14 protein-coding genes are annotated in these 16,478 nt (G+C 63.3%); 9 read left to right on the forward strand and 5 right to left on the reverse strand.

Features of this window, described 5'->3' with window-relative positions:
• Positions 1-111: 111 nt before the first annotated feature.
• Positions 112-1,539 (forward strand): F0F1 ATP synthase subunit beta, encoded by a 1,428-nt coding sequence (gene atpD / locus D1224_RS07000; protein ID WP_119379925.1) that lies wholly within the window; start codon positions 112-114, stop codon positions 1,537-1,539.
• Between the two features lie 79 nt (positions 1,540-1,618).
• Here the strand turns inward: atpD and D1224_RS07005 are convergent, their stop codons facing one another.
• On the reverse strand, positions 1,619-2,410 hold the full coding sequence (locus D1224_RS07005) for an enoyl-CoA hydratase/isomerase family protein (protein ID WP_119379178.1): 792 nt from the start codon (positions 2,408-2,410) through the stop codon (positions 1,619-1,621).
• A gap of 156 nt (positions 2,411-2,566) precedes the next feature.
• Between D1224_RS07005 and D1224_RS07010 the strand changes: the two genes are divergently transcribed.
• Together D1224_RS07010 and D1224_RS07015 are read left to right on the forward strand one after the other, a co-directional pair.
• Positions 2,567-2,974, forward strand: a complete 408-nt coding sequence (locus D1224_RS07010) for a F0F1 ATP synthase subunit epsilon (protein WP_119379179.1) — start codon at positions 2,567-2,569, stop codon at positions 2,972-2,974.
• A 111-nt stretch (positions 2,975-3,085) separates the two neighbouring features.
• Positions 3,086-3,631 (forward strand): hypothetical protein, encoded by a 546-nt coding sequence (locus D1224_RS07015; RefSeq protein WP_119379180.1) that lies wholly within the window; start codon positions 3,086-3,088, stop codon positions 3,629-3,631.
• Here the strand turns inward: D1224_RS07015 and D1224_RS07020 are convergent.
• From D1224_RS07020 to D1224_RS07035, 4 genes are read right to left on the reverse strand one after another with little or no spacing between them, the layout of a single operon-like run.
• Positions 3,628-3,888, reverse strand: coding sequence for a hypothetical protein (locus D1224_RS07020; RefSeq protein WP_119379181.1), 261 nt, complete (start codon positions 3,886-3,888; stop codon positions 3,628-3,630). The genes D1224_RS07015 and D1224_RS07020 overlap by 4 nt on opposite strands.
• Positions 3,889-3,943: 55 nt before the next feature.
• The gene (locus D1224_RS07025; protein ID WP_119379182.1) at positions 3,944-4,729 is read right to left on the reverse strand and encodes a thioesterase family protein; all 786 of its coding nucleotides are present in this window, start codon (positions 4,727-4,729) and stop codon (positions 3,944-3,946) included.
• A gap of 9 nt (positions 4,730-4,738) precedes the next feature.
• Entirely contained in the window at positions 4,739-5,059 is a 321-nt protein-coding gene (locus tag D1224_RS07030; protein WP_119379183.1) for a 2Fe-2S iron-sulfur cluster-binding protein, read from the reverse strand.
• A 16-nt stretch (positions 5,060-5,075) separates the two neighbouring features.
• The gene (locus D1224_RS07035; RefSeq protein WP_119379926.1) at positions 5,076-6,311 is read right to left on the reverse strand and encodes an NAD(P)/FAD-dependent oxidoreductase; all 1,236 of its coding nucleotides are present in this window, start codon (positions 6,309-6,311) and stop codon (positions 5,076-5,078) included.
• Positions 6,312-6,513: 202 nt separating this feature from the next.
• Between D1224_RS07035 and D1224_RS07040 the strand changes: the two genes are divergently transcribed.
• From D1224_RS07040 to addA, 6 genes are read left to right on the forward strand one after another with little or no spacing between them, the layout of a single operon-like run.
• On the forward strand, positions 6,514-7,632 hold the full coding sequence (locus tag D1224_RS07040; protein WP_119379927.1) for a cystathionine gamma-lyase: 1,119 nt from the start codon (positions 6,514-6,516) through the stop codon (positions 7,630-7,632).
• Complete coding sequence (gene tsaE, locus D1224_RS07045; protein ID WP_119379184.1) at positions 7,632-8,087, forward strand: tRNA (adenosine(37)-N6)-threonylcarbamoyltransferase complex ATPase subunit type 1 TsaE; 456 nt, start codon at positions 7,632-7,634, stop codon at positions 8,085-8,087. The genes D1224_RS07040 and tsaE overlap by 1 nt, the downstream gene beginning before the upstream one ends.
• Positions 8,050-9,174, forward strand: coding sequence for an aminoglycoside phosphotransferase family protein (locus D1224_RS07050; protein WP_233350434.1), 1,125 nt, complete (start codon positions 8,050-8,052; stop codon positions 9,172-9,174). Before tsaE ends, D1224_RS07050 begins: the two co-directional genes overlap by 38 nt.
• On the forward strand, positions 9,174-9,896 hold the full coding sequence (locus D1224_RS07055) for a nucleotidyltransferase family protein (protein ID WP_233350435.1): 723 nt from the start codon (positions 9,174-9,176) through the stop codon (positions 9,894-9,896). Before D1224_RS07050 ends, D1224_RS07055 begins: the two co-directional genes overlap by 1 nt.
• Entirely contained in the window at positions 9,893-12,973 is a 3,081-nt protein-coding gene (gene addB / locus D1224_RS07060; protein WP_119379186.1) for a double-strand break repair protein AddB, read from the forward strand. The genes D1224_RS07055 and addB overlap by 4 nt, the downstream gene beginning before the upstream one ends.
• On the forward strand, positions 12,966-16,478 hold the full coding sequence (gene addA / locus D1224_RS07065; RefSeq protein ID WP_182482202.1) for a double-strand break repair helicase AddA: 3,513 nt from the start codon (positions 12,966-12,968) through the stop codon (positions 16,476-16,478). Before addB ends, addA begins: the two co-directional genes overlap by 8 nt.

Consider the following 16,478-nt stretch of genomic DNA (forward strand, 5'->3'; position numbering starts at 1 on the left):
CCGGCCATTGCCGCGGCAGCCAAAAAGGATACTGCCTCTAAGCCGGCGGCACCCAAAAAGCCAGCTTCCACAAAGACCAAAACGACATCCGCTCCCAAGGAGACGCCTTCCATGAGCAGCTCTGCATCCGCCGCAACAGGTAAGATTTCACAGGTTATCGGCGCTGTCGTCGACGTTGAGTTCGACGGCCACCTTCCAGACATCCTGAACGCTCTGGAAACCGACAATAACGGCAACCGCCTCGTTCTTGAGGTTGCTCAGCACCTCGGCGAGAACACGGTCCGCACCATTGCCATGGACTCCACCGAAGGCCTCGTTCGCGGTCATCCGGTGAAAGACCTTGGCGAACCGATCCGGGTGCCGGTTGGCCCGGAAACGCTTGGCCGTATCATGAACGTCATCGGCGAGCCGATCGATGAGCGCGGCCCGGTCGAGACCAAGACCCGCGCCCCGATCCACGCACCGGCCCCTGAATTCGTCGACCAGTCCACCGAGGCTGAGATCCTCGTTACCGGTATCAAGGTCATCGACCTGCTCTGCCCATACGCAAAAGGCGGCAAGATCGGCCTCTTCGGCGGTGCAGGCGTGGGCAAGACGGTTCTCATTCAGGAACTGATCAACAACATCGCAAAGCTGTTCGGCGGCTATTCGGTGTTCGCAGGCGTCGGCGAGCGTACGCGTGAAGGTAACGATCTCTATTACGAGATGATCGAATCCAACGTGATCAACCTCGAAGGCGACAGCCGCGTGACCCTGGTCTACGGCCAGATGAACGAGCCTCCGGGCGCCCGTGCCCGCGTCGCACTGACCGGCCTCGCACAGGCTGAGTACTTCCGCGACCAGGAAGGCAAGGACGTCCTGTTCTTCGTCGACAATATCTTCCGCTTCACGCAGGCAGGCTCCGAGGTGTCCGCACTTCTCGGCCGTATCCCGTCCGCTGTGGGTTACCAGCCAACGCTGGCCACCGACATGGGCGCCCTGCAGGAGCGTATTACCTCCACCAACAAGGGTTCGATCACCTCGGTCCAGGCCATCTACGTCCCGGCTGACGACCTCACCGACCCTGCACCAGCCACCTCCTTCGCCCACCTTGACGCGACTACGGTTCTGAACCGCGCGATCTCGGAAAAAGGCATCTACCCGGCTGTTGACCCGCTCGACTCCACGTCCCGTATTCTCGACCCGATGGTCGTTGGCGAAGAGCACTACAATGTTGCTCGCGGCGTTCAGGAAATCCTGCAGCGCTACAAGGAACTCCAGGACATCATCGCCATCCTCGGCATGGACGAGCTGTCTGAAGAAGACAAACTCGTCGTGGCACGCGCCCGTAAGGTCGAGCGCTTCCTGTCGCAGCCGTTCGACGTTGCTGAAGTCTTCACCGGTTCGCCGGGTGAGCAGGTCAAGCTTGAAGACACGATCAAGGGCTTCAAAGGCCTCATCGCTGGCGACTATGACCACCTGCCAGAGCAAGCCTTCTACATGGTCGGCGGCATGGACCAGGCCATGAAGAAAGCCGAAAAGATGATGGCAGACGCGTAAGGCGTTCCCTCAACCCAATTAGATCAACAGCCGCGTCGGAAACGATGCGGCTGTTTTCGTTTCAGGGGTGCCTTTTCCTTTAGTCCCCCGTAAATCTCGGTTCGCGTCCTTCCAGAAACGACGCCACACCTTCGCGAAAGTCGTCTGACTCCTGCATCAGCAGGAAACTTTCCAGATCGCGGTGGCCAGTGGCGCGAGACAGTGCGTGCGCGGCGACATTCACATCCTGCTTGACCATCTTGAGCGCGGTCGGTGGCAGCCTGCCCGTATCGTCCGCCAATGCCTTCGCCCGTTTCAGGGCGCTTTCAGGCGGTGCCAGATAATCAATGAGGCCCCAGCTTTCAGCCGTCTGTGCGCCCACTTTCTCACAAAGCGCTGCAAGCCGCTTGGCGCGCGCCGGTCCGACAAGGGCGACGAAGCGGGGGATTGAGCCCCAGCTCATATTCATGCCGCGCTCCACCTCCGGAACGTAGAACCGGGCCGCCTCAGAGGCCACGCGCAGGTCGAGCGACACCATAAGCGCCATGCCACCGCCGATGCACCAGCCCTCAATCGCGCAAATGGTCAGCGCATCGATCTTTTCCCATGCCTCGCAAAGGCGGGGTCCTGCACGCTGAATGATTCGGCGCTGGCTTAGGGGTATTCCTGCTGGGTCCTGCCTTTCAGGATCTTTCAGGTCGGCCCCCATCGTGAACACGTCCGTACGGCCCGTCAGGATGACCGTGGATATCTCCGGCGCGTCATGGAAACGAAGCGCTGCAGCCGTAAGCTCACGCATCAGGCGCTGGGAAAGCGCGTTGGCGCGGCCGCCCGTGTCAAAACTGACAATCGCGGTACGCCCCTCAATTTTTACCGTCACCAGCTCAGCCATTTCATTCTTCCCTCGAAACTGTTTCCACACGTCTAATCAGCCGTCCAATGTGCTGCAATTTCAGCCTGTTTGGCCTTGCGACAGCAGGTCCCGGTAGACATTAGCGCCCTAATCAGTATTGGAGACCACAGCAAAGAAACTTGGAAATCTCGTTCGATGGCCAGCAAACTTCACTTCTCACTCGTCTCGCCCGCCAAGGAGCTTTTCTCCGGTGAGGTCGATCACGTGATCGCACCCGGTACGGAGGGTGAGTTCGGCGTTCTCGTCAATCACGCGCCTTTCATGACCACGCTGAAGAATGGCGTCGTCCGCGTTCTTGAGAATGACACGACCAAAATGCGCCTGTTCGTGCGCGGCGGCTTTGCAGATGTGACGCCGGCCGGCCTCACCATTCTGGCAGAAGAAGCCGTGGATCTCTCAACCGTCGATACCGCAAAAGTCGACGCAGAGCTTGAAGACGCCAAGAACAAGCTTGCCGCTGAAGGTAAGGAAGGCCCGCACGCCGCAACACTGAAGGCACAGGTCGACTATCTCAGCGATCTCAAATCAGCCGTCGTCAACTAGCAACGCGGCCGCCTGCCATACGACTTTACCCAGGCCGCCCTAAAAAGGGCGGTCTTTGTGTATCTGGACATCCTGTGTCATGCTCTCCCGATACTCGGGGAGAGAAAAAAAATGAATGCCAGACACTTCGCGCTCATCGCAGGCACTGCCCTACTCGCCAGCGCCTGCGTTTCGCAGGAGGAGCGCGCCTTCTACAAGGACAGCGCCTACATTGATGAAAGCGCGGGCTTCAAGGCCTTTGCAGATGCGGTGACCTCACATTGCGCGCCCGCCATTGAAGGCAAACAGGGCTTTGCGGATTTCGAGGTCAAGGGCGCCACCCGTATCCGGATGATCGATGACAACAAGATCCCGGTCGTGTCGAGCGACACGCTTCCCGTCTGGCAGCTCGCAGAAGGTCTCGTCCAGATGCAGCTCGACCCTTATGATCGTTGCGAGGTCGTGGCCGTCGGACTGCCTGCGGACACAACACTCGACGTTGCGATCAACGCTGCCAAGGCGAGCGGTTTTCGTGACGCGGAAGCTTCTGCACAGGGCGGACGCCGACTTGTGTCGGGTCAAGGTACAGCGATTGAGTTCTCGGGCCCTTCAGAAGCGCAGACGCCGGACGGCCGGACCTACACGAAGGTCACGGCGATCGTAACGCCCGGCAGCTAGCTGTTCGCGCGCAGCCATTTCAGGGCGCCGTCCTGCATTCCCATGAATTTCGGTGCGTCTTCCAGAGGCGCAACGAGCAGGCCGTCGGGCAAGGCGGCATGTTTTATGGCATGATACACCTTGGAGCGGCTCGCGCCCGACCGAAGCAGGTAAAGCCCCTCATCAAGCTGGCGCAGACCCGCGAACTCGCGAGAGTTCAACGCTTCACGGGAACCGCGCAGGTAAATGAGGTAAAGCTGTGTTTCGGACTGCGCCATTCTGACTAGACGTTTGAAGCAGCGCCTGGTTTCCCTAGCATCGCGAACGTCTCAATCAGGCGAACACCGCAATCGTCTGGCGACCGATCATCAGCGGTTCGCCATCTGCATTCCACAGCCGCATTGCCTGGCTGGAATAGCCGTCGCTCGTGGCCTGCGCCTCGTGGTGGACGAGAAACCAGCCATCTGTGGTCGTTATCTCGTCGGACAGGAATTCCGCCATCCATGTCATGGAGCTGATCGGACCCGGCTCAACCATCATGGACATGGCCGCTGGCGGCGGCGCATCGGCGAGCGAAAGCAGCGTCGTTGCATTATACAGCGCGCCCTCATCCTTATGCCTCAGCCAAAGGCAGATATCGCCGCGCTCTGCCCCGCTGACCGGAGGCTGGCCCTTGGCTAGTCGAACATTGAAATTATGCGCAAAATGCGGGCGCCGGCCTGAACCAAAAAACGATTGGTAGGCGTCCGGGCCGTCGACTTCAGGCGGCTCGATTGACGTCTGATTGATCTGCGACGGGCGTTTGGCACCGAAGGTAAAGATACAGCGCGCCATCACGCCGTCTTCGCTGACGAGGTCGGCATTGACGAACGCAGAAGATTTACCACGCCGAAGGATGGTCGGCGAGATCACAACTTTTCCGCCGACCGGGCCGACAAAGGCAACCTGCGCTGAGCGCACCGGCATGTCGGGCACCAGCTCCAAGGCTGATTCAAGACAAAGTGCCGCTGTCAGCCCGCCATAGGTCGTGCGGCCCTGCATCCAGTCTTCAGAAATGGTCGCTTCGATGCGCCCTGCCTGACCGCGTTGCAGCCCGGCAATCAGCTCACTGTATTGCACAACGAAAGCCTAGTGCTGGCTTTCCGGCGTGGTGACACGCAGGCCGTCCAGCTCGTCGGAAATCTGGATCTGGCAGGAAAGGCGCGAATTGGCCTGAACGTTCTCTGCGAAATCGAGCATCGACTGTTCCATCTCTTCTGGCTGTCCAACCTTGTCCATGAAGGATTCCTCGACATAGACGTGGCATGTTGCGCACGCGCAGGCACCGCCGCAATCGGCGTCGATACCAGGAACAGAATTCTTGATGGCAGTTTCCATCACGGTCTCACCGTTCTTGGCCTCGATTGGGCGCTCGGTTCCGTCGTGATCGATATAGGTAATGGTCGGCATGATATTTCCTGTCTCCTCAGGCGGCCGCGGCCGCGATTTCCTTCATGCTGATGGATGTATCTGCAAGCGTCTCTGACGCAACGGTTGCACCAGACATGATCAGTCGTTTCGATGCAATGAATTCCGGCGGACTGTTGATGGCATCCACTGCGATTAGGCGGCCATTCTTCTTGTAGAAGGCCGCAAACTTTTTTGCCTCGACATCGCCGCGCACGACGATTTCGTCATAGCCTTGCGACAGGCCAGCGATCTGTAGTTTGATGTCGTATTGGTCAGACCAGAACCACGGGCAGTCCAGCGCTGGGCGCGGTTTGCCCATGATCGCAGCCGCGGCGAGCTTCCCCTGCTCGATCGCATTGTGCACGCTCTCTAGCCGCCCGGTACGGGCATAATGAGCCAGCGGGCGCACGGTGCAGTCACCTGCGGCAAAGATGCGCGGGTCGCTCGTGCGGGCGTCTTCGTCAACGATAATGCCGTTCTTGCAGGGCAGACCGGCCTCTTCCGCAAGCTCGACATTGGGAATGATACCAATCCCGGCCAGCACCATGTCCGCTTTGATTTCCTCGCCGGAGGCCAGCACCGCATGGGTCAGCTTGCCGTCCTTGCCTTTCAGGCTGCCGAGACGCGCACCGCAGCGCACATCGACGCCGTGCTCCATGTGAAGCGCTTCATAGAATGAGCTGATGACCGGGCTGGTTACACGGGCAAGTGCGCGCTGTTCCATTTCCAGCACGGTGACTTCAAGGCCGAGCTGGCGCGCCACGGCGGCTGCTTCGAGACCGATATAGCCTGCACCGACGATGACCAGCTTCTTGCCGGGGATCATCTTTGGCTGGATATGCTCCACGTCCGAAAGGCCGCGCAGCTCGAACACATTCTCAAGGTCAGCGCCCTCAACCGGTAGCGGACGAGGCCGCGAGCCTGTCGCGATGATCACCGCGTCATAATCGAGATGCCCGCCATGCTGCAGCAGGACCTGACGGTTCGCGCGATCTATCTTCTCGACGCGCTGGGACAGCAGCGTTTCGACCTTGTTGTCCTCATACCAGGCGGCTGGCTTGAAATAGAGCCGGTCTTCGGCAAGCTCGCCCTTCATATAGGCTTTGGAGAGAGGGGGACGCTGATATGGGAGGGCAGCTTCGTCACCGACGAGCGTGATCGCGCCTTCATAGCCGAACTGGCGCAGCGACTGGACCGCTTGCGCGCCTGCCTGGCCGCCGCCAATGACCACGATGTTCTTTGCTGTCGACAGGTCCAAACCTGTTCTCCTCCCTGGTTCCGCGCATTCATGACGCAGGCGTCACGATTTTTCAAGCCATAGCGGACATTCTCGATCGATTGCCGCGACGGCTTGTTTTCCGACATTCTTCTAGACCAAGCTGCAAACCTATTTGAAGAGGGCTTTCGGTCACGCTATCGCTTGGTCAACGTCGCAGGTGCCGGAGTCCGAAAACATGTCCACGAAAGCTGACCAGACGAGACGCCGTGTCCTCGATATGTTGCATGGCCGTGCGCGCAAGGTTGCCAAGGGCGAGTCCCTTGCCCCGCCCATCATAAATGCGGCGAAATACGCCCTGCCCGGTGCGCCAGACCACCCCTTTCCATATGGTCGGTTCGACAATCCGGGCTGGCAGGCGATCGAGGACGCGATCGGGGCGCTCGAAGATGCGCCGACGGTCTGCTTTCCAAGCGGCATGGCCGCCGTGACCGCTGGCCTGATGGCCCTCGCAGGCCCCGGCGCGCGCGTCCTTCTGCCGTCTGACGGCTATTACACCGTCCGTGTCCTCATCGAGGATTTCCTGCGCCAGCACGGCATAGAGCCGGTCCTCGTTCCAACGCGGCAGATGGACACCTACGATCTCTCAGGCTTTGACCTTGTGTGGCTGGAAACCCCGTCCAACCCGGGCCTCGACGTTTGCGATATCAAGGCGATCTGTGAGCGCGCGCATGCAGCCGACGCCAAAGTCTGCGTCGATAACACCACAGCGACACCGCTCCTGCAGGACCCGCTCGCCCTTGGCGCAGATATGGTCGTCGCCTCGGACACCAAGGCGCTGGCCGGCCATTCCGATGTCCTCTTCGGTCATGTCGCCTCAAAGGATGAGAGCTTGATCGAGCGCGTGCGTCAGTGGCGCAAGCTCTCAGGCGCCACCCCCGGCCCTACCGAAGCCTATCTCGCCTATCGCGGCCTCATGACGCTGGAGCTTCGGCTGGAGCGGATGTGCGCCAACGCCGATGCCCTTGCCCGCCTCTTGCAAGGCCATGCCGCCGTGTCCGCAGTCCGCTTTCCGGGCCTCGAAGACGACCCCTCCCACGCCATTGCCTCAAGACAGATGGTCCGCCCCGGCTTCGTCCTCGGCGCGACCTTCGGTAGCGAGGACGCCGCCGAACGCTTCATCGATGACTGCCCGGCCATCTTCCACGCCACCAGCTTTGGCGGTATCCAGACCAGCGGAGAGCGCCGCGCCCGCTGGGGCGATGATGTCGCCCCCGGCTATGTCCGCCTCTCCGCAGGCTGTGAGCCGACCGACGCCCTGCTGGACGCCGTCAGCCAGACACTGGACACACTCTGATGGCGGACAGTCTCGAGCTTCACCTTGCCGATGAGACCGCGACCGCGCGCCTTGCCGCCCGCCTCGCCCCGCACCTGAAAGCAGGCGATGTCATCGCCCTTTATGGCGGGCTTGGCGCAGGCAAGACGACCTTCTCCCGCGCGCTCATCTCAGCCCTTCGCGGCACCCCGACAGAAGTCCCCAGTCCGACCTATACGCTGGTCCAGACCTATGACGCGCATGGCCTCACCATCTATCATTTCGACCTCTACCGGATCGAAGACCCGGACGAGGTGACAGAGCTTGGCTGGGACGAAACCGCTGGCGGCCTCGCCCTCATCGAATGGCCGCTCAAGGCGGGCGAGCACCTCCCCGCCTGGAGGCTAGACCTCACCCTCGAACAAACCGCCGAAGGTCGCACAGCAAGGCTGGAACCGCATGGCGAAGACTGGCAGTCTCGACTCCATGGGATTTGACGCAGACAGGCAGGCCGAGATCGAGGCCTTTCTCACGCGCGCCGGCTGGGCCGATGCGCGTCTCGACTGGCTGAATGCCGACGCCTCGACGCGCCGCTATGGCCGCCTGTCACGCACCGACGGAGAGGCCGCCCTCCTCATGGACGCCCCGCTGGTCGAGGATGATCCGTGCACGCCGGATATGAGCGACGAGGAACGCCTTGCAGGCGGCTGGAACAAGCAGTCTCGTCTCGCCGCCTCCCGCGTCGAAGCCTTCGCCGCCATCGGTGGCTGGCTGCGCATCAATGGCTTCAGCGCGCCGGAAGTCATCGCGGGCGACGCCGCCCTCGGCCTCGCCGTCATTGAGGATTTCGGCAGCCAGAAAGAGTTTGCCCGCCTCATCGAGAAAGGCGCAGACGAGGTAGAGCTCTACACCGCCGCAGCAGGTGCGCTGGCAGACCTGCATGCCCTCGACATCCCGAAAGAGCTCACCGCGCTTGAGCGGACATGGCCGATCCTCGATTTCGACACGCTCGCCCTCAATGTGAATGCCAGCCTGTTTGCCAACTGGTACCCGAAATTCGACCCGCGCATGTCCCTCTCGGAGGCTGATCATGCCCGCTGGGAAAGCGAACTCGCCGCCCTGATTGACCGCGCACAGGCTTTCCCGCGAGAGCTCACCCTGCGCGACTATCACGCCGAAAACCTTATCTGGCTGCCCGAGCGGGGTGGCCGCGCCCGTGTCGGCCTCCTCGACTTTCAGGACGCCGTCGTCGGTTGGGACGCATGGGACATGGCCATGCTGGTCCAAGATGCCCGCCGCCCTGTCTCCCCCGCCGCCCAATCGGCCGCCATCCGCACCTATCTCGACAGAACCGGCAAGGCAGAAGCCGACTTCCTCGAACGCCTCGCCATTATCGGCACGCTCAATGCCCTCCGCATCGTCGGCATTTTCGCCCGCCTGATCGAGCGTGACGGCAAGGCCCGCTACAAGCTCTTCCTGCCGCGCCAGAAGCAGCTTCTGGCCCGCAACCTCGAACACCCCGCCGCCGCCGGCATGGCCGCCTTCGTCGCCGATACCGCCCCCTTCATCTTTGAGGAGGCCTGATGGCCACCATCCCCCACACCGCCATGATCCTCGCCGCAGGCCTTGGCACGCGTATGCGCCCGCTGACCAACGAGACAGCCAAACCGCTGATCGAGGTCGCCGGCAAACGGCTCATGGACCGCCAGATCGATCCGCTGGTTGAGGCAGGCGTGAAGCGCCTCGTCGTGAACACGCACTGGTGCGCCGATCAGGTGGAGGCCCATGCGCGCGGCATTGGCGGGGTCGAGGTGGTCTTCTCCGACGAGCGCGAGGAAGTTCTGGAAACCGGCGGCGCCATCTCGAAAGCCGCCAGCCTGCTCGGCGAAGACCCGATCTTCGTCGTCAACACCGACGCCTTCTGGGCGCCGGGCGATAGCGCGCCGCTCAAGGCGCTGGCTGACGCCTATGACCCAGCAAAAGCCGATGAAATCCTGCTGCTTGCTGACCGCGAACGCTGCCTCGGCTTTTCCGGCAAGGGGGACTTCCACCTTTCCGATGACGGGCTGATCACACATCGCGGCGATGACCCTTCCGCCGCCTGGGCCTATGCGGGCCTGCGCATCGCAAAGCCCGCCCTCTATGCCGAATACCCGGCAGAGCCTTTCTCCGCCTTCCGCGTCTGGTCAGGCCTGCTTGAGAAAAAGCGCATGCAGGGCCTGCCGCTCGACCGGTTCTGGCTCCATGTCGGCGATCCGAAATCCCTCAGGGATGCCGAAATGTGGCTAAGGTGTTTTGGCGCATGAGCGGGCCCGGCCTGTTTGCTCCCGGCGCGCCGCGACTTCGAACCATCCCGCCCGGCGCAAACTTCCTGAATGAGCTTGCGCGCGCCCTCGTCGAGGAAAAGGACGCCGCTGCCCATCCGGACGCGCTGGCCGATGATCTGATCTATGTGCCGAACCGGCGTTCGGCCCGCGCGCTTGCGCTTGCCATCTACCGCGCGGCAGGCGTCAAGACACTGCTCATGCCGGAGATCCGCCCGCTCGGTGATCTAGAGAATGATGAGCCTCCTCCCGGCGTTGAATCCGCCCTTGCCGACCTGCCGCCTGCCCTGTCCGGCGCAGAACGCCTCGGCCAGCTCTCGCGGCTCGTCTCTGCATACTACGAAAGACAGGGCACGCCCGTCCCGCCCGCGTCCGCGCTCGCGGCCGCTGGTGAACTTGCGCGTCTGCTCGATCAGGCCGCACTCAGTGGCGGCATCGACTGGGATCGCCTCGATACGCTGGTGGAGGAACGCCAGCTGGCCATTCACTGGCAGCAATCGGTCGAATTCCTGAAGATCATCACGCAGGCCTGGCCCGCCAGCCTCGAAGACCAGCAACGTATGGACCCCTATGCGCGCCGCCTTGCCGCAGCAGAGGCGACCGCGGCAAGTTGGAAGGACCGCCCTCCCAAAGGTGATGTCATTATCGCGGGCTCAACGGGTGCGGACCCATCCGCCTTTGCGCTGATGACCGCTGCCCTCCACCTGCCACGTGCCCTGATCGTTCTGCCGGGTCTCGACCGTGACCTCACGCGCGCCTCCATGGATCAGATCGCTGAGACACCCAGCCACCCGCAGGCCGCCCTCGCCCGGACGCTCGACCGGCTGGACTACCTGCCAGACGAAGTCGCCCCGTGGCCGGGCCTCGCAGACACGGCTGAAGCACGCGCGCGACGCGCCCTCATTCACGAAGCGCTCGCCCCGGCCAGCGAAACCGCAGGCTGGCTGACCCGGCTGGATGAACTCGCGGGCGCCCGCTCCCGCGCAGACTTTGCGCGCGACGGCTTTTCCGGTCTCACCCTGCTCGAGGCCGCCGACGATCAGGATGAAGCCTGGTGCGCCGCGCTCCTCCTGCGCGAGACACTGGAGCGCGAAGGCGAAACTGCCGCGCTCGTGACACCCGATGCGGGTCTTTCCCGGCGCGTGTCCTCACTCATGCAGCATTGGGGTGTTGATCTTGCGCCTTCCGGCGGCACCCCACTCCTGCAGACCCGGTCTGGCAGCCTCGCTGCCCTCACCATGGACTGGGCGAGCGACCCGACCCACCCGGCGCTGATGCTGGCCGTGCTGAAACACCGGCAGGTCACCCCAACCGAAGATCTCGATACGCTGGAACGCCATGTCCTGCGCGGCCCGCGCCGCTGGGAAGATTTTGAAGGCCTTGAAGCTCATATCGATCGGCTCGACCGCGAAGCGCGCCATCAGGCAGAGCTGCGCGGACGCCCAGAACCCCGCTTCGCCGCCCCGTCTCAGCGCATCGTCGCTGACCTCCAGCACAGACTTGCCAACGCAGGGCTCGGCCCGGATGGCGAGGCGATTTCCGGCCGCCGCTTTCTCGAAGCCGTTAGCGATCTCATGGCCGACCTTGGTGATGCGCCGCTGCCATGGGCGGGCGAAGATGGGGCGGCGCTCTCCACCGCGATGCGCGATTTCGCTGACATCTGCGATAGCCTTGAGCCTGCCGCCGCCGAAATCTGGGCCGAGCTTTTCAAATCCTACTGCCAGACGATCAGCGTCCGCGACGCAGGCGGCGATCATCCACGGCTAGCCATCTGGGGCCCACTCGAAGCACGTCTCCAGAGTGCCGACCGGCTCATCCTTGCTGGTCTCAATGAGGATGTCTGGCCAAAGCAGCCGCCGCCAGACGCTTTCCTGCCCCGCAACTTCCGCAAGAAGCTCGGTCTCGCAGACCCGGATGAACGCATCGGCCTCTCGGCGCATGACTTCGCGCAGATGGCTGCGGCCCCGAATGTCACGCTGATCAGCGCCCGGCGCCGCGATGACGCGCCCGCCGTCGCGTCGCGCTGGATCTGGCGGCTGACCACGCTTGCGCGCGGCGCCCTCGGTGAGGAGGAGGCCGCCCGCGTGCTTGAGCCATCCACAGAGGACGACCCGCGCACCTGGCTCACCTCATTGCGCGAAGCGCCTGCCCTGCCGGAGGGCTACACGTCCGAACCCCGCCCCACACCGGCGCTTGAGGCGAGGTCCAAAAAACTCTCGGTCACCCGGATCGAAGACCTCATCCGCGACCCCTACAAGATCTACGCCCAGCAGGTACTTGGTCTTTATCCGCTCGATCCCCTCGACATGGCCGTCGATGCCCGTCCACGCGGGACTGCCATTCACGCCGCCCTAGAAAAATTCGAGGAAGACGGCGTCGAGAAATCAACCGACAGCCTCGTCGCCCTCATCGAAGACGAGTTGCGCAGCGCAGGCGAGCTTGAGGAGATCATTCTCGGCGGTGTGTCCGTCCGCAGGAAAGTCGCCGCAGAATATCTGGGTTGGCGCGCAGGCCGCCTTCACCTCATCGCCGGGCACGTCCACACTGAAATCTCCGGCCAGACAGACCTCACCGCCCCTGCCATGCCCGAAGGCCGCTTCACTGTCACCGCCAATGCTGACCGGGTAGAGCGGCATCAGGACGGTTCCATCGCCATCCTCGATTTCAAGACAGGCGATCCGCCTTCTGAAAAGCAGGTCCGCGCGGGCCTCAATCCGCAAATGCCGCTCTCGGCCATCATCGCGCTCGGCGATGGGTTCGAAGTGAAGGATGACATCAAGCTTCGCAGCGATAGCGTCTCCGCGCTGACCTATGTCCGCTTCGGGTCGAAGTTTGCCGTCCGCAATATCGGAGATGGTACGGGACGTTCTATGCCCGAAAAACCCCTTGAAGAGATCATAGAAGAAACCCGCGCAGGCGTGACCCAGCTCATCGCGCGCTTCGCTGACCCGTCTCACCCCTATGTCAGCATGCCGCGTCCTATCTGGGCGACTTACGGTTCTGACTATGCGCGCCTTGCCCGCCGCGATGAATGGATTTCGGAGAGCGGCGATGACTAATGTGGTTGATTTCCCGCCGCCGGCCTATGCCCGCGCCCAGAAGGCCCAGGCCGATGCCGCCCTGCCTGATCGCTCCGCCTGGGTGGAGGCGCATGCAGGCTCTGGCAAGACGAAAGTCCTGATCGACCGCGTCGCCCGCTTGCTGCTTCGCCGCGATGGAGGACGTCCCGGCGCGCCGCCAGACACCATCCTCTGCGTCACCTACACAAAGGCCGCCGCGAACGAGATGCTCGGCCGCCTCTTCCGCACCCTCGGCAGCTGGTCCGTCGCAGATGATGCAACCTTGCGCGACAAGCTTGCCGAGCTCGAACACCGTCCAGCTGACACCTACGAGGCCAGCGATCTCGACGCCGCCCGCGCCCTGTTCGCGCAGGCCCTCGAAACACCGGGCGGCCTCCGTATCGAGACCATCCACGCCTTCTGCGCGCGTATCCTGCGCCGGTTTCCACTTGAGGCGCGCGTCTCGCCAGGCTTCACCGAGATCGAAGACCGCGAGGCCGATGAGCTCTGGACCGACGCGCTGCGTGAGCAGATCCTCCACGCCGCCGAAACCAATCCGGACGCCCTCGCCGCCCTCTCCGAAGCAGGCGGCGGCCTCGGCGCATCCGTCATTCTCTCAGCGCTGCGCAGCGTCGCCACTGACCTGACCGGCCGCGACCCCGAAGCGCTGAGAGCCGACGTCAAAGCGGCCCTCAACGCGCCGGATGAAAGCACCGCTGAGCTCGTCGAGAACGCGATGGGCTGCGACCTCCCCCGCGCCGACATCCAGTCGCTCATTTCTATCCTCTCCGGCGAAACCAGTCTGAAGAAGACCGACGCCGACCTGATGGAGAAGCTGGTCGACTGTCTCTCCGATCGCTCGCCCGAAGACCGGTTCGAGACCTATTGCAGCCTCTTCCTGACCCAATCTGGCGACTGGAAGAAGTCCAACCCCTACACCAAGGCCATCGGCGACCTCTGCGCCGAAGCCGCCGCCCTCTACCAGATGAAGGACGGCGACGGTAGCGAGGCCTTCCGCATCCGCAATCTGATGGAACGGCTGAAAGCCCGCCGCGCCTATGAGACGACCGCCGCGCTGATCGATATCGGCCTGCCTGTCCTCTCCGGCTACGCGGCTGGAAAACGCGCCCGCGCCGCCCTTGACTTCGATGACCTGATCGAGCGTACCAAACGCCTCCTCACCGCGCCCGGCATCGCCGAATGGGTGCTCTACAAGCTCGATGGCGGGCTCAACCACATCCTCCTCGATGAGGCGCAGGACACCAGCCCCAGCCAGTGGGTGCTGATCAATGCGCTGGTAACAGAGTTTCGCGCCGGCATGGGCGCAGAGCGCGCCGTCGATCCGCGCACCCAGTTCACCGTCGGCGACAAGAAACAGTCCATCTACTCCTTTCAGGGCGCAGACCCTGAACGCTTCCTGCAGGAGAAACAGGCCTTCATCGCCGCCGAACAATCCCGCCACGGACAGGCCAACCTGCCGGACATGACCATGTCTTTCCGCTCGACGCCCGAAGTGCTCGGCTTCGTCGACGCGGTGTTCAATCAGGACAGTTTTGCAGGCGACCCCTTCTCCGACATGCCGCCCGATGAGGCCGACACGCTCGCCCATGTTGCCAAGCGCAGCAATGAGGCCGGCCGCGTCGATCTCTGGCCCATCACGCCGCACACCGAGGAAGAAGAAGGCGACCCGTGGGACGCCCCGCTCGACCATATCAGCGAGAGCTCGCCCAAGAACAAACTCGCCAAAGAGGTCGCTGCCGAGATCCGCCGCATGGTCGATGCGGGCGAGCCTGTCTGGCGCAAAGGCGAGCCGCAAGGCGCACGTCCCGAAGACTTTCTCATCCTGGTGCGCAAACGCGGCGCGCTGTTCAACGCGCTGATCCGTGCCCTCAAGGATGAGCACCTCCCCGTGGCAGGTGCAGACCGTCTCGTCCTGCTCGACCATATCGGCGTGCAGGACTGCCTGAACCTCATCCGCTTTGCGCTCTTCCCGTCCGATGACCTCACCCTCGCAGAAATCCTGCGCGGGCCCTTCTGCGGCCTCATCGATGACGACCACCATCTCTTCCCGCTCGCCTATGAGCGCAGGAATGAGAGCCTGTGGGCCCGGCTACAGGCCGCGACCGACCCCGTCTTCGCGCCAGCCCGCGCCTTCTGCGAGGACCTCCTCGCCCACCGCGACCTGCCCGCTTTCGACTTCCTCTCCCGCGCCCTGACGAGGCGCCGCGAGGATGGCCTCTCAGGCTGGGACCGCCTCATCCAGCGCCTCGGAGAGCCTGCCCGCGACCCGGTCAGCGCCCTCATCGACCGCGCGCTCGGCTATGATATGGGCGAAGCGGCCAGCCTCCAGCTTTTCCTCGCCGAGATCGAGAGCGACACCAGCCAGCTTAAACGTGACCTTGCCGAGGCCAATGGCGAAATCCGCGTGATGACCGTCCACGGCGCCAAGGGCCTGCAGGCCCCCATCGTCATCCTGCCGGACACGACCAGCGCAGAAAAAGCCGACACGAACGGGCTTTTCATGCTGGAGGGCGGCATTCCGGTCTATTCCAAGCGGGCTGCCGAAGACCCGCCCGTCATCGCCGCCCGCCGCCTCGCCCGCAAGACAGCGCAGGCCCGCGAGTCCCGCCGTCTCCTCTATGTCGCCCTGACGCGCGCAGAGGACAGGCTCATCATTGCGGGCGCCCACCATGGCGCGAAGTCCGGTGCAGGCTACACCGACACCTCCTGGTACGCGCTCTGCCGACAAGGCATGCTCTCGCTTACCGGCGGCGACGGCGCAGACGCCGATGAAACCCTCACCTATGGCGAGGTGCAGCCCGCCGTGACGCCAGATAGCGGCGCCAGCGCAGCCCTGCCTGCCGCCCCCGCCTGGACGAAACAACAAGCCCCCGGCACTGGCCCCACCACCCGCATCCGCGCGCCAAGCCGGCTGCTCACGGATACAGCGCCCGTCTCGAAACCTTTCGGTCCGGCCCGCGCCGCTGCCCTGAAACGCGGCAAGCTCATCCACACCCTGCTGCAATACCTGCCAGAGCTCACCCCGGACGCCCGCGAAGCCGCCGCCCGCACCTGGCTCGACCGTCACGCCGAGCTGGACGACACCGCCCGCGCCGAAATTCTCGCGGTCACGCTCCGCACTCTCAAAGATGACAGTTTCACCCACGTCTTCGCCCCCGGCGGACGCTCCGAAGCCGCCATTGTCGGCGAAATCGACGCCGCCTCCGGCGCAACGATCATCAATGGCCGGGTCGACCGCCTCGTCGTCAGCGACACAGAAGTCCTCATCATCGATTACAAGACAGACCGCCCCGCCCCGGCGCGCGTGGAGGATGTCGATGCGTCCTACATCGCCCAGATGGCGGCCTATACGCACATCCTGTCAGAGACCTGGCCAAGGCGCACCGTGCGCGCGGGCCTCCTCTATACAGACGGCCCTGTCCTCTTCGAACTTCCCGCCACCTTATTGCAGAACTCATTGGAGCGTTTAGCTGGCCGCCTTTGA

This window comes from Henriciella barbarensis, from assembly GCF_003576345.1.
GTDB lineage: Bacteria > Pseudomonadota > Alphaproteobacteria > Caulobacterales > Hyphomonadaceae > Henriciella > Henriciella barbarensis.